10 protein-coding genes are annotated in these 13,132 nt (G+C 61.8%); 3 read left to right on the top strand and 7 right to left on the bottom strand.

The features are described from left to right. Position 1 precedes the first annotated feature (1 nt). The gene (gene fabB / locus CAG02_RS19480) at positions 2–1,222 is read left to right on the top strand and encodes a beta-ketoacyl-ACP synthase I (protein ID WP_007974551.1); all 1,221 of its coding nucleotides are present in this window, start codon (positions 2–4) and stop codon (positions 1,220–1,222) included. Positions 1,223–1,498: 276 nt separating this feature from the next. Next, positions 1,499–1,687: a hypothetical protein gene (locus CAG02_RS19485; protein WP_007957795.1), complete on the top strand. Its 189-nt coding sequence runs from the start codon at positions 1,499–1,501 to the stop codon at positions 1,685–1,687. Between the two features lie 97 nt (positions 1,688–1,784). Here the strand turns inward: CAG02_RS19485 and CAG02_RS19490 are convergent, their stop codons facing one another. The 7 genes from CAG02_RS19490 to CAG02_RS19520 all read right to left on the bottom strand — a co-directional run bounded on the left by CAG02_RS19490 (position 1,785) and on the right by CAG02_RS19520 (position 10,117). Further along, positions 1,785–2,327, bottom strand: coding sequence for a DUF2058 domain-containing protein (locus tag CAG02_RS19490; protein WP_085710976.1), 543 nt, complete (start codon positions 2,325–2,327; stop codon positions 1,785–1,787). 26 nt (positions 2,328–2,353) lie between these two features. Continuing rightward, the gene (gene mazG / locus CAG02_RS19495; protein ID WP_085710977.1) at positions 2,354–3,196 is read right to left on the bottom strand and encodes a nucleoside triphosphate pyrophosphohydrolase; all 843 of its coding nucleotides are present in this window, start codon (positions 3,194–3,196) and stop codon (positions 2,354–2,356) included. Beyond that, positions 3,193–5,436: a GTP diphosphokinase gene (gene relA, locus CAG02_RS19500; RefSeq protein ID WP_085710978.1), complete on the bottom strand. Its 2,244-nt coding sequence runs from the start codon at positions 5,434–5,436 to the stop codon at positions 3,193–3,195. Before relA ends, mazG begins: the two co-directional genes overlap by 4 nt. Positions 5,437–5,560: 124 nt before the next feature. Next, complete coding sequence (rlmD, locus tag CAG02_RS19505) at positions 5,561–6,913, bottom strand: 23S rRNA (uracil(1939)-C(5))-methyltransferase RlmD (RefSeq protein ID WP_085710979.1); 1,353 nt, start codon at positions 6,911–6,913, stop codon at positions 5,561–5,563. Then, positions 6,913–7,815: a cysteine synthase CysM gene (gene cysM / locus CAG02_RS19510; protein ID WP_085710980.1), complete on the bottom strand. Its 903-nt coding sequence runs from the start codon at positions 7,813–7,815 to the stop codon at positions 6,913–6,915. Before cysM ends, rlmD begins: the two co-directional genes overlap by 1 nt. Before the next feature lie 168 nt (positions 7,816–7,983). Further along, positions 7,984–9,408, bottom strand: coding sequence for a sensor histidine kinase (locus tag CAG02_RS19515; RefSeq protein WP_085710981.1), 1,425 nt, complete (start codon positions 9,406–9,408; stop codon positions 7,984–7,986). Beyond that, complete coding sequence (locus CAG02_RS19520; protein WP_085710982.1) at positions 9,395–10,117, bottom strand: response regulator transcription factor; 723 nt, start codon at positions 10,115–10,117, stop codon at positions 9,395–9,397. The genes CAG02_RS19515 and CAG02_RS19520 overlap by 14 nt, the downstream gene beginning before the upstream one ends. 216 nt (positions 10,118–10,333) lie before the next feature. On the opposite strand from CAG02_RS19520, the gene CAG02_RS19525 reads away from it, so the two are divergent. Further along, positions 10,334–13,087 (top strand): response regulator, encoded by a 2,754-nt coding sequence (locus tag CAG02_RS19525; RefSeq protein ID WP_085711023.1) that lies wholly within the window; start codon positions 10,334–10,336, stop codon positions 13,085–13,087. The last annotated feature ends 45 nt before the right edge of the window (positions 13,088–13,132 follow it).

Below are 13,132 nucleotides of genomic sequence, written 5' to 3' on the forward strand. Positions count from 1 at the left end.
CATGCGCCGCGTCGTTATCACTGGTCTGGGCATCGTTTCGTGCCTGGGCAATGACAAAGAGACCGTCTCCGCTAACCTGCGTGCAAGCCGCCCTGGCATCCGGTTCAACCCGGAATACGCCGAAATGGGTCTGCGTAGCCAGGTTTCCGGCTCCATCGACCTCAACCTTGAAGAACTGATCGATCGCAAGATCTATCGTTTCGTCGGCCACGCAGCGGCTTACGCCTACCTGGCCATGAAAGACGCCATCACCGATTCCGGCCTGACCGAAGAGCAGGTATCCAACCCGCGTACCGGCCTGATTGCAGGTTCGGGCGGTGCGTCGACCCTGAACCAGATGGAAGCGCTGGATATCCTGCGCGAGAAAGGCGTCAAGCGCGTTGGCCCATACCGTGTAACGCGGACCATGAGCAGCACCGTTTCGGCGTGCCTGGCCACGCCGTTCAAGATCAAGGGCCTGAACTACTCCATCGCCTCTGCCTGCGCCACCAGTGCTCACTGCATCGGTACCGCCATGGAACAGATCCAGATGGGCAAGCAGGACATCGTGTTCGCCGGTGGCGGTGAAGAGGAGCACTGGAGCCAGTCGTTCCTGTTCGACGCAATGGGCGCCCTGTCCAGCAAGCGTAACGACACCCCGGAAAAAGCCTCCCGCGCCTACGACGCCGACCGTGACGGTTTCGTCATCGCTGGCGGTGGCGGCATGGTCGTGGTCGAGGAGCTGGAACACGCTCTGGCCCGTGGCGCGAAGATCTACGCGGAAATCGTCGGCTACGGCGCGACTTCCGACGGCTACGACATGGTGGCTCCAAGCGGCGAAGGCGCGATCCGCTGCATGCAGCAGGCGCTGTCCACCGTCGACACCCCGATCGACTACCTGAACACCCACGGCACCTCGACTCCGGTCGGCGACGTCGCGGAAATGAAAGGTGTGCGTGAAGTGTTCGGCGACAAGGCCCCGGCCATCAGCTCCACCAAGAGCCTGTCGGGTCACTCCCTGGGCGCCGCCGGCGTTCACGAAGCGATCTACTGCATGCTGATGATGGAAGGCAACTTCATCGCCGGTTCCGCCAACATCGACGAACTGGACCCTGAAGTGGCCGATCTGCCGGTGCTGACCAAGACCCGCGAGAACGCCACCATCAACACCGTGATGAGCAACAGCTTCGGCTTTGGTGGCACCAACGCCACCCTCGTGCTGAAGCGCTGGGAAGGCAAGTAATTCCCTTCCGCTGAGCCGCACATGAAAACGCCCCGACTGGTTCGGGGCGTTTTTTTTCGACTGGAAAAAGCACTTTTCAGCCGCACCAAAATGAAACTTCTGTCATGCAACTTACCGCCCTGCGACTGAATGTCGCGGATTCAGCGGGCTCCAGCGCTGTTGCAGATTTCGCAAGAATACATTGCACAAATCGAGCGTTTACTTAGCAGGCTAACAAATTTTATAAAAGAGTCCTGCACACGCCTTGCTGCAGATAACAGAGATTGGAGCTAGCAGATGACTGTAAAAGTAACTGAACGCGACGATTCACACATGTCCCATGAAGGCGTAGCCGCCGGCGTACGGATCTGGGATGTGCATCAACAAGACTTGCTGGTCGGCATGTTCCACAACGAGATCGACGCCCACAACTACAAGGCCGAACTGGAACTGCAAGAACGGCAGCGGGATCTGAAATCCGCCTGAACCGAAACCACAGCATTGAAAACGACAAACCCCGCCATTGGCGGGGTTTGTCGTTTTCGGGCGTTTCAGGGCCGCTTCGCAGCCCGGCAAAACCCGCTTACCACATCAGATCGTCAGGGATCACATACGCGGCGTATGGATCATCCTCGGCACTGACCTCTTCGACCTTCTCGTTGAGCTGCACGATGCGCTGCGGATCGCGCTCCTGAATCTTCAGGGCCGCTTCACGAGGAATCACTTCGTAGCCGCCGGCATGGTGCACGATCGCCAGCGAGCCGCTGCTGAGCTTGTTGCGCATCAGCGTGTTGACGGAGATGCGCTTGACCTTCTTGTCGTCAACGAAGTTGTAGTAGTCCTCGGTGGTCAGCTTCGGCAGACGCGAGACTTCGATCAACTGCTTGACCTGCGCCGCGCGGGCCTTGGCTTCCGCCTTTTCCTGCTGCTGACGGTTCAGCTCCTGGTCGCGCTTGACCTTCTCGGCCTGAGCTTCCTGGGCAGCACGCTGCTGGGAGTCATCCAGTTCGATCTGCCCCTTGTGGGCCAGACGCTGCTGTTTCTGTTTGTCTTTGCTGACCTGTTTGGCCTGCTTTTGGTTGACCAGTCCTGCCTTGAGCAACTGGTCGCGAAGGGAAAGGCTCATTGATGCTTACTCACTTGGGCAACGGCTCAGCCGCAGCTGGGCAAATTCTTTTCCTGACGTTTGGCTTCACCCCACAGGGCGTCCAACTCTTCGAGGGTGCAATCTTCCATGGGGCGGTGGGTGTCGCGCAATGCCTGTTCGATAAAACGGAAGCGTCGTTCGAACTTGCCATTGGCGCCACGCAGTGCGGTTTCCGGATCGACCTTCAGATGCCGGGCCAGATTGACCACGGAAAACAGCAGGTCGCCGATTTCGTCGGCCACCGCTTGCGGGTCATTTTCGGACATGGCTTCGAGCACTTCATCGAGTTCCTCGCGCACCTTGTCCAGCACCGGCAAGGCGTCCGGCCAGTCGAAACCGACCTGCCCTGCGCGCTTCTGCAACTTGGCCGAGCGGGACAAGGCCGGCAATGCAGCCGGCACATCGTCGAGCAGTGACAGTTGCTGCGGCTCGGCGGATTTCTCGGCGCGTTCTTCGGCCTTGATCTCCTCCCAGCGCTGCTTGACCTGCTCTTCGTTCAGGCGCGGTACGTCCAGCGGCGCATACAGATCGCCGGTCGGGAAGACATGCGGGTGACGACGAATCAGCTTGCGGGTGATGCTGTCGACCACCCCGGCAAATTCGAACCGCCCTTCTTCCCGGGCCAGCTGGCTGTAATACACCACCTGAAACAACAGATCGCCCAACTCGCCCTGCAAGTGATCGAAGTCGCCGCGCTCGATGGCGTCGGCAACTTCGTAGGCCTCCTCGAGGGTGTGCGGGACGATGGTCGCGTAAGTCTGCTTGATGTCCCACGGGCAACCGTACTGCGGGTCGCGCAGACGGTTCATCAGGTGCAACAGGTCTTCAAGACTGTAGGTCGGTTTCATGGAGTCCGGTTACGCCGCGTCTCGATGATGTTCGGCAACTGGGAAATCCGCCCCAGCAACCGGCCCAGTGCGTCCAGCCCCGGAATCTCGATGGTCAGGGACATCAGCGCCGTGTTGTCCTCCTTGTTCGAGCGGGTGTTGACCGCCAGCACGTTGATCCGCTCGTTGAGCAGCACCTGCGAAACGTCACGCAACAGACCGGAACGGTCGTAGGCGCGGATGACGATGTCCACCGGATAGGTGAGCACCGGCACCGGCCCCCAGCTGACCTGGATGATCCGCTCCGGCTCGCGCCCGGCCAGTTGCAGCACCGAGGCGCAGTCCTGACGGTGAATGCTCACGCCACGGCCCTGGGTGATGTAACCGACGATCGCATCGCCCGGCAATGGCTGGCAGCAGCCGGCCATCTGGGTCATCAGGTTGCCGACGCCCTGGATCTGGATGTCGCCGCGCTTGCCCGGTTTGTAGCCGGTGGCCTTGCGCGGGATCAGTTCCAGCTGTTCGTTGCCGCGTTCCGGCTCGACCAGTTGCTGCGCCAGGTTGACCAGTTGCGCCAGACGCAGGTCGCCGGCCCCGAGGGCGGCGAACATGTCTTCGGCGGTTTTCATGTTGGCCTTGTCGGCCAGCTTGTCGAAATCCACCGCCGGCAGACCGAGGCGATTGAGCTCGCGCTCGATCAGGGTCTTGCCCGCCGCGACGTTCTGGTCGCGAGCCTGCAGCTTGAACCAGTGAACGATCTTCGCCCGCGCCCGGGACGTGGTGACGTAACCCAGGTTCGGGTTCAGCCAGTCGCGGCTCGGCGTGCCGTGCTTGCTGGTGATGATCTCGACCTGCTCACCGGTCTGCAGACTGTAGTTGAGCGGCACGATGCGCCCGTTGATCTTCGCGCCACGGCAGTTGTGACCGATTTCGGTGTGCACGCGGTAGGCGAAGTCCAGCGGCGTCGCGCCCTTCGGCAAGTCGATGGCGTGACCGTCCGGGGTGAAGATGTAGACCCGGTCCGGTTCGATATCGACCCGCAGCTGTTCGGCCAGGCCGCCGATATCGCCCAGTTCTTCGTGCCACTCGAGCACCTGACGCAGCCAGGAGATTTTCTCTTCGTAGTGGTTCGAGCCGGATTTGACGTCGGTGCCCTTGTAGCGCCAGTGCGCGCAGACGCCGAGCTCGGCTTCTTCGTGCATCGAATGCGTACGGATCTGGACTTCCAGCACCTTGCCTTCCGGACCGATCACCGCCGTGTGCAGCGAGCGGTAGCCGTTCTCTTTCGGGTTGGCGATGTAGTCGTCGAACTCTTTCGGGATGTGCCGCCACAGGGTGTGGACGATGCCGAGCGCGGTGTAGCAGTCGCGCATTTCCGGCACCAGCACGCGTACGGCGCGCACGTCGTAGATCTGGCTGAACTCCAGACCCTTGCGCTGCATTTTGCGCCAGATCGAATAGATGTGCTTGGCCCGGCCGCTGATGTCGGCGTCAACGCCGGTGGCCTGCAATTCGTCCTTGAGCTGGGTCATCACATCAGCGATAAAACGCTCACGGTCGAGCCGCCGCTCGTGCAGCAACTTGGCGATCTGTTTGTATTGATCAGGCTCAAGGTAACGGAAGGACAAATCCTCCAGCTCCCATTTGATATGACCGATGCCGAGACGGTGAGCCAGCGGCGCATAGATGTCGAAGACTTCCCGGGCGACCCGGTTGCGCTTCTCGTCATCGGCGGTTTTCACCGCACGGATCGCGCAGGTGCGTTCGGCGAGTTTGATCAGCGCAACGCGTACGTCGTCGACCATCGCCACCAGCATCTTGCGCAGGTTTTCCACCTGGCCCTGGGTGCCCATCACCATCGACTGGCGCGGACTGAGACTGGCACTGATCGCCGCCATGCGCTGCACGCCGTCAATCAGTTTGGCGACCACCGGGCCGAAGCGCTGGCTGACCGCTGCCAGTTCGATCTGGCCTTCGCGCACGCCACGGTAAAGCACCGCCGCGACCAGCGAATCCTGATCGAGCTTGAGGTCGGCGAGAATCTCCGCGATCTCGAGGCCGGTGCTGAAACTGCCGCTGCCTTCGGACCAGAGATTCTTTGCCGCGTTGGACTGTTGCTCGGCCTGTCGAGCGTACTCACAGGCCTCCTTCAAGGCTTCGCGATCCAGTGCCAGATCGACACTGACCGCATGATCGAGCCAAGCCTCGAGATTGATACTGCCGTCGGTGTTGATCGGCTGGTGTGCTCTCACCTGTACCATCTTGCTTTACCTTCCCTACGACGCAGACTCAATGCGTCAAATCACTGACCTTGATTGCCCGTCCGCACTCGCGGGGCTAAGACGAGTGCTGCACGGGCCGATCAGTCGGATCAGACGAGCCATCCTAGCTCGCTTCAAATAACGCCATGGCCTCGACATGTGCCGTCTGAGGAAACATATCGAGAATCCCGGCACGTTTTAACCGGTAGCCCTGCTTGATCAATTCGACCGTATCGCGCGCCAGAGTTGCAGGGTTGCACGACACATACACCAACCGCTCGGCACCCAGGGTCGCGAGCTTGCGCACCACCTCGAAAGCACCGTCACGCGGTGGGTCCAAGAGTACCGCAGAAAAGCCGTTTCCGATCCATTCGGCATCGGTCAAAGGCTGGGATAAATCGGCCTGAAAAAACTTTGTGTTATGCAAATTGTTACTGGCGGCATTGGCGGCGGCGCGATCGACCATGGTCTGCACGCCTTCGATAGCCACCACTTCACGCACGGATTTGGCCAGCGGCAAGGCAAAGTTGCCGAGACCGCAGAACAGGTCGAGCACACGCTCATCGGCGGTCGGTTTCAACCAGTCCAGCGCCTGGGCGACCATGGCTTCGTTGACCCCGGCATTGACCTGAATGAAATCCCCCGGCCGCCAGGCCAGTTCCAGATCCCACTGTTCCAGGCGATAACCCAGCGACTGCGTGGCATCGACCGGCTGCGGTTCACCTTCGCCGTGCAGCCACAACTGCGCTTCATGGAAGGCGCAGAAATCCTTGAGGATCGTCAGATCAGCCTCGGACAACGGCGCCATGTGACGCAGCAGAACGGCCAGGGACGAGCCACTGAACAATTCCACATGCCCCAGCGCCTGAGGTTTGCTCAGGCGACGGAGCATCTCCGGCAGACGGGTCATGATCGGCTGCAAGGGCTGTACCAGCACCGGGCATTCGCTGATCGCCACGATGTCCTGACTGCCGGCAGCGCGGAAACCGACTTCAAGGGTTTTGGCCTTGCTGTCCCAGCGCACGGCAATACGGGCGCGGCGACGGTAGCCGAATTCCGGACCGGTCAAGGGTGCAGCCCACTCTTCAGGTTCGACACCGGCGACTCGTGAAAGCTGCTCGGCGAGCATGCGCTGTTTCAGGGCAAGCTGTTCGCCGTGGGGCAAATGCTGAACGCTGCAACCGCCGCAACGCCCGGCGTGCTGACAAGCTGCCGGGCGACGCAATTCGCTGGCGGTGAACACACGCTCGGTGCGCGCCTCGACCACTTTGCCGTGGGCGCCAAGCACCCGCGCTTCGACTTCTTCACCCGCCAGGGCGCCGAGGACGAACCAGGTCTTGCCTTCAAAAAACGCGATGCCGCGACCGTCATTGGCCAGGCGCTCGATCTTCAAGCGCTGCTTTTTGCCGGTCGGGAGTTGCGGGGCCTTGCTGCCGCCGGTGGGCTGGAAGCGCAGGCCTCTCTCGTGCTTGGCCATCAGTTGGCCGCGTCGAAAATGCCGGTCGACAGGTATCGGTCGCCACGGTCACAGATGATCGCGACGATCACCGCGTTTTCAACTTCCCTGGACAGGCGCAGCATCGCTGCCACCGCACCGCCCGAGGACACACCGCAGAAGATGCCTTCTTCCCGGGCCAGACGACGGGTAACGTCTTCAGCTTCGCTTTGCGCCATGTCGACGATGCGGTCGACACGATCAGCCTGATAAATCTTCGGCAGGTATTCCTGCGGCCAGCGGCGGATGCCGGGAATGGCCGAGCCTTCCATCGGTTGCAGGCCGATGATCTGCACGCTGTCGCTCTGCTCTTTGAGGTAGCGCGACACGCCCATGATAGTCCCGGTGGTCCCCATGGAGCTGACGAAATGGGTAATGGTGCCCTGGGTCTGACGCCAGATTTCCGGGCCGGTGGTGGTGTAGTGCGCTTCGGGATTGTCGCCGTTGGCGAACTGATCCAGCACCTTGCCACGGCCTTCGGCTTCCATCCGCTGGGCCAGATCGCGGGCGCCTTCCATGCCCTCTTCCTGGCTGACCAGAATCAGCTCCGCGCCATAGGCAGTCATCGCCGCCTTGCGCTCGGCGCTGGAGTTGTCCGGCATGATCAGGATCATCTTGTAACCCTTGATCGCGGCAGCCATCGCCAGGGCGATCCCGGTGTTGCCCGAGGTTGCTTCGATCAGCGTATCGCCGGCGTGGATCTGCCCGCGCAACTCGGCACGGGTGATCATCGACAGCGCCGGACGATCCTTCACCGAACCCGCTGGGTTGTTCCCTTCGAGCTTGAGCAATAGGGTGTTGCTGGTGACACCGGGCAGGCGCTGCAAACGCACCAGCGGCGTGTTGCCGACGCAATCGGCGATGGTTGGGTACTGCAAGGTCATGGCGTTTTTCGCAATCCGGACAGCGGGGGCGCCTATCATACCGGCAAACCTGCGCGGCCCATATCACGCAAAGTGTGGTGCTTATGGTTTCTTGGAATAAGCAGTAAAAGTCGCCGTTGGTGCGGCTTTTTAAAGAGTGTCAGCAGTGCTGACACTTTCTTGTGCTGTTCACACTATCTGCGGGCGACACACATCCACCACAGGAGCTGTCTTGCCAGCGAAGGCGTCGGGAGTGACGGCACTGTCATCCGCCACCAACCGCAAATTCAATCGCAATCCCGACTGGCCGTTCTCGGCCCATAAAGTCCCGCCCTGGCGCTGCACCGCATTCCTCGCAATGCTCAACCCCAGACCGAAACCTCCGTCCCCCGGCCGCGAGCCGTCGAGCCGGGTGAACGGCGAGAAGATCCGCTCAAAATCCGCCTCGGCCACGCCGCCGCCCTCGTCCTCCAGCCATAGATGCCAGTAATCCCCGTCACGCCGGCCATCCAGCCGCACGATGCCGCCGCTGGGCGAATGACGGATCGCATTGCGCAGGATGTTTTCCAGCGCCTGGGCCAGGGTATTGAGATTGCCGCGCACCCAGCACGATGCATCCACCGCACATTGCAACTGGCCCACCGGACAGCAACTTTCGTAACAGGCGTTTTCCGTGAGCATTTCCCACAGGGCCTGGATCTGGATCGCTTCGTCCGGCAACGGAGCACGCTCGGTTTCGAGCCAGGCCAGTTGCAGGGTGTCTTCGACCAGCCGTTGCATGCCATCGACTTCGCGGCCGATGCGCTCGCGCAACGGCAACAGCTCCTGCTCGCTTTCGCTGGCCACCCGCAGGCGGCTCAGGGGCGTGCGCAGTTCATGGGACAGGTCGCGCAGCAATTGCTGTTGCAGGGCAACGGTCGATTGCAGGCGTTCGGACATCGAATCGAAGGCCCGGGCCAGTTCGCCGAGCTCGTCCGGGCGCTGGGTGATGCCGCTCGACAGACGCACATTCAGTTGATCGGCACGCCACGCGTTGGCCTGTTCGCGCAGGTTGTTCAGCGGCACCACCAACAAACGGTAAAGGCCCACGCACAGCAACAAGGTGAACAGACCGGGGATCACGCCATTGGTGATCACTCGCCAGAACACTCGGTACTTGCCCGGCAGGAAGCGTTCAGGCAGCTCGATGACCAGACTGCCGGCGGCCGGTTCTATGGGGAATGGCACGCGCAGCCACGGCCGGCCCTGCTTGTGAATCGGCCAGTCGAGGCCGCGCAGAAAAGTCAGGTGCTGGATTTCCTGTGCGTTCAGCGGATCACTGCTCAGCGACTGCAGGTTGCCGCCGATCACGCCAACCCAACCGGACTCGCGCAATTCCATGCTCTGCAACCAACGGTCAATGCCAATACGCTGATCGCGCTGCCACGCCGCTTCGGCTTCGGCGGCATAACGCGCCAATGTGCCGCGCGCCTCGTCAGAGAGGAACTGATTGCGCTCCTCCATATAGCGGCCCCAGGACCAGCTCAACCAGATCATCAGCAGACAGAACGCTACCAGCAGACACGCCAGCTTCCAGAAAAGCGAATGCCGGCCCGGCAGATCAGACACCTTCATCGACGGCGCTCAGAACGTAGCCCTTGCCCCACACCGTGCGCACTTCCCGCTCGGTGTAACCGATGGATTTGAGTTTGCGGCGGATCTGGCTGATGTGCATGTCGAGGCTGCGGTCATGGGCCGCGTAGCCGCGCTGGAGCACGTGCTGATAAAGGAAGGCCTTGCTCAGCACCTCTTCATCATTGCGATTGAGGGTTTCCAGCAAGCGGTATTCGCTGCGGGTCAGGCCGGCGGGCTGATTGTGGTAGGACACCTCGCACTGTTCTTCGTCGAAATGCAGACCGCCCGCCGCTACAGGCTCAACGCTGATTGCAGGACGCCGATCGAGGGCGACCCGACGCAGGATCGCTTCGATCCGCACATGCAACTCGGCCATGCTGAACGGCTTGGGCAGATAGTCGTCGGCCCCCAGGCGAAAACCGCTGATACGATCAGCCTCGGCCCCCAGCGCCGACATCAGCAGTACCGGCGTGGAATGGCTCTGACGCAGTTGCGTCAGCACATTCAGGCCATCGAGCCCCGGCAACAGAATGTCCATCAACACCACATCGAACGGCTGGCGTCGGGCGATGCTCAGGCCTTCGCTGCCGCTCTGGCACCAGGTGACCTGGAAGCCGCTGCGCCCCAGTTGTTCGTGAACATAGGCACCGAGGACGGGATCGTCCTCGATGGAAAGAATGCGTGGCTGGCCAACAGAGACAGGAGTCATGACTATCTGCAAATAATTCTCAGTTGGGCGATTATTCAAGATTGCCCGCCGCCCGGCAACCCAAGGTTGACCTGCCGGACAAATGACCGGCACCGAAACGACCGATCACGACATGATTTTTCCCGGGAATGCCCGCAAGCAAATCGCTACACTGCGCCCATGCCGCGTGCCGGAAGCACGCAAGAGTCGATGATCAGCGGGATGCAGGAGATAGGCGTGCTCAAGAAACTGGGAATCAAAGGTCGCGTGTTGTTGCTGACCCTGTTGCCGACCAGCCTGATGGCACTGGTGCTGGGCGGCTATTTCACCTGGACGCAGCAGTCCGACCTGCAGGCCCAATTGATGCAGCGCGGCGAAATGATCGCCGAGCAACTCGCTCCGCTGGTGGCGCCGGCCATGGGCCACGGCGATGCCGAACTGCTCGAGCGCATCGCCACCCAATCCCTGGAACAACCGGACGTGCGCGCGGTGACCTTCCTCGCGCCCGACCGCTCGCCGCTGGCCCACGCCGGCCCGACCATGCTCAACCAGGCCCCCAGCGGCGACAGCACACAATTGCTGCGGCGCAGCGGCAACGACGCCACCCGCTATCTGATGCCGGTCTTCGGCAAGCATCGCAACCTTGCCGGGGAACTGATCCCTGAAGAGTCCGACCGCCTGCTCGGCTGGGTCGAACTGGAACTCTCGCACAACGGCATGTTGCTGCGTGGCTACCGCAGCCTGTTCGCCAGTCTGTTGCTGATAGCGGCGGGACTGGCCGGCGCCGCATTGCTGGCGCTGCGCATGGGCCGCACGATCAATCGCCCGATCAGCCAGATCAAACAGGCAGTCGCGCAACTCAAGGACGGTCATCTGGAAACCCGCCTGCCGCCCCTCGGCAGTCAGGAACTGGATGAACTGGCATCCGGCATCAACCGCATGGCCGGCACCCTGCAGAACGCCCGGGAAGAATTGCAGCACAGCGTCGATCAGGCCACCGAAGACGTGCGCCAGAACCTGGAGACCATCGAGATCCAGAACATCGAGCTGGACCTGGCCCGCAAAGAGGCCCTGGAAGCGAGCCGGATCAAGTCCGAGTTCCTCGCCAACATGAGCCACGAAATCCGCACGCCGCTCAACGGCATCCTCGGTTTCACCCACCTGCTGCAGAAAAGCGAGCTGACCCCGCGCCAGCTCGACTATCTGGGCACCATCGAAAAGTCCGCCGACAGCCTGCTGGGGATCATCAACGAAATTCTCGATTTCTCGAAAATCGAGGCCGGCAAACTGGTGCTCGACCATATCCCGTTCAACCTGCGCGACCTGTTGCAGGACACCCTGACCATCCTCGCCCCCGCTGCCCACGCCAAGCAGCTGGAACTGGTAAGTCTGGTCTATCGCGACACCCCGTTGTCGCTGGTCGGCGATCCGCTGCGGCTCAAGCAGATCCTCACTAACCTGGTGAGCAACGCGATCAAGTTCACCCGCGAAGGCACCATCGTCGCCCGCGCGATGCTCGAAGAGGAACACGAAGACAGCGTGCAATTGCGCATCAGCATTCAGGACACCGGTATCGGCCTGTCGAACCAGGACGTGCGCGCGTTGTTCCAGGCGTTCAGCCAGGCTGACAACTCGCTGTCGCGCCAGCCCGGCGGCACCGGTCTCGGCCTGGTGATTTCCAAGCGCCTGATCGAACAGATGGGCGGCGAAATCGGCGTCGACAGCACCCCGGGCGAAGGTTCGGAATTCTGGATCAGCCTGAGTCTGCCCAAGACCCGCGACGATGCCGAAGACCTGCCCGCCGCGCCATTGCTCGGGCGCCGGGTGGCGGTGCTGGAAAACCACGAACTGGCGCGTCAGGCCTTGCAGCATCAACTGGAAGACTGCGGGCTCGACGTCACCCCGTTCAATACCCTGGAAAGCCTGACCAATGGCGTCACCGGCGCCCATCAGACCGATCAGGCCATCGATCTGGCGGTGCTCGGCATCACCAGCAACGACATGCCGCCGGAACGACTCAACCAGCACATCTGGGATCTCGAACACCTCGGCTGCCGGGTACTGGTGTTGTGCCCGACCACCGAACTGACGCTGTTCCATCTCTCGGTGCCCAACCCGCACAGCCAGCTCCAGTCCAAACCGGCCTGCACCCGCAAGCTGCGCCGGGCGTTGTCGGACATGGTCAACCCGCGCCAGACGCGCAGCGAACCCGGCGAACCGCTGTCGAGCCGTGCACCGAAAGTGCTGTGCGTCGACGACAACCCGGCCAACCTGTTGCTGGTGCAGACATTGCTCGAAGACATGGGCGCCAAGGTGCTCGCCGTCGAAAGCGGTTACGCCGCGGTCAAGGCCGTGCAGAGTGAAACCTTCGATCTGGTGCTGATGGACGTGCAGATGCCGGGCATGGACGGGCGCCAGAGCACCGAGACGATCCGTCAGTGGGAAAGCGAACGTCATTGCACGCCGCTGCCGATCGTCGCCCTCACCGCCCACGCCATGGCCAACGAAAAACGCGCACTGCTGCAAAGCGGCATGGACGACTACCTGACCAAACCGATCAGCGAACGTCAACTGGCCCAAGTGGTGCTGAAGTGGACGGGACTGGCGCTGCGCAATCAGGCACCGGACCGTGGCGGTGAAAGCCTCGTTGGGCATCAGGACCTGCCGGTACTGGATCACGAGGAAGGCTTGCGCCTGGCCGCCGGCAAGGCGGATCTGGCGGCGGACATGCTGGCCATGTTGCTGGCTTCACTCGAGGCCGACCGTGAAGCCATTCGCACGGCCCGGGACAATCAGGATCAGAACGGTCTGCTCGAACGGGTACATCGCCTGCACGGTGCCACCCGCTATTGCGGCGTTCCACAATTGCGCGCGGCCTGCCAGCGCAGCGAAACCCTGCTCAAGCAGGAAGATCCCAAGGCCTCAACCGCACTTGATGAACTGGAGCGGGCGATCAATCGTCTGGCGGCGCAGGCGAAGATCAGCGCCTGATCCACGGCAATGCCGGTCAACGCCGACGCGGCTAAAGTGGTCGCG

This window comes from Pseudomonas sp. R43(2017) (genome assembly GCF_002112345.1).
Taxonomy (GTDB): Bacteria; Pseudomonadota; Gammaproteobacteria; order Pseudomonadales; family Pseudomonadaceae; genus Aquipseudomonas; species Aquipseudomonas kribbensis.

What these genes read in the sequence shown, in the direction of transcription:
- cysM (WP_085710980.1), bottom strand. Translation starts at nt 7,815, where the DNA reads ATGACCTTGCAGTACCCAACCATCGCCGATTGCGTCGGCAACACGCCG.
- relA (WP_085710978.1), bottom strand. Translation starts at nt 5,436, where the DNA reads ATGGTACAGGTGAGAGCACACCAGCCGATCAACACCGACGGCAGTATC.
- CAG02_RS19520 (WP_085710982.1), bottom strand. Translation starts at nt 10,117, where the DNA reads ATGACTCCTGTCTCTGTTGGCCAGCCACGCATTCTTTCCATCGAGGAC.
- rlmD (WP_085710979.1), bottom strand. Translation starts at nt 6,913, where the DNA reads ATGGCCAAGCACGAGAGAGGCCTGCGCTTCCAGCCCACCGGCGGCAGC.
- CAG02_RS19485 (WP_007957795.1), top strand. Translation starts at nt 1,499, where the DNA reads ATGACTGTAAAAGTAACTGAACGCGACGATTCACACATGTCCCATGAA.
- CAG02_RS19490 (WP_085710976.1), bottom strand. Translation starts at nt 2,327, where the DNA reads ATGAGCCTTTCCCTTCGCGACCAGTTGCTCAAGGCAGGACTGGTCAAC.
- mazG (WP_085710977.1), bottom strand. Translation starts at nt 3,196, where the DNA reads ATGAAACCGACCTACAGTCTTGAAGACCTGTTGCACCTGATGAACCGT.
- CAG02_RS19515 (WP_085710981.1), bottom strand. Translation starts at nt 9,408, where the DNA reads ATGAAGGTGTCTGATCTGCCGGGCCGGCATTCGCTTTTCTGGAAGCTG.
- fabB (WP_007974551.1), top strand. Translation starts at nt 2, where the DNA reads ATGCGCCGCGTCGTTATCACTGGTCTGGGCATCGTTTCGTGCCTGGGC.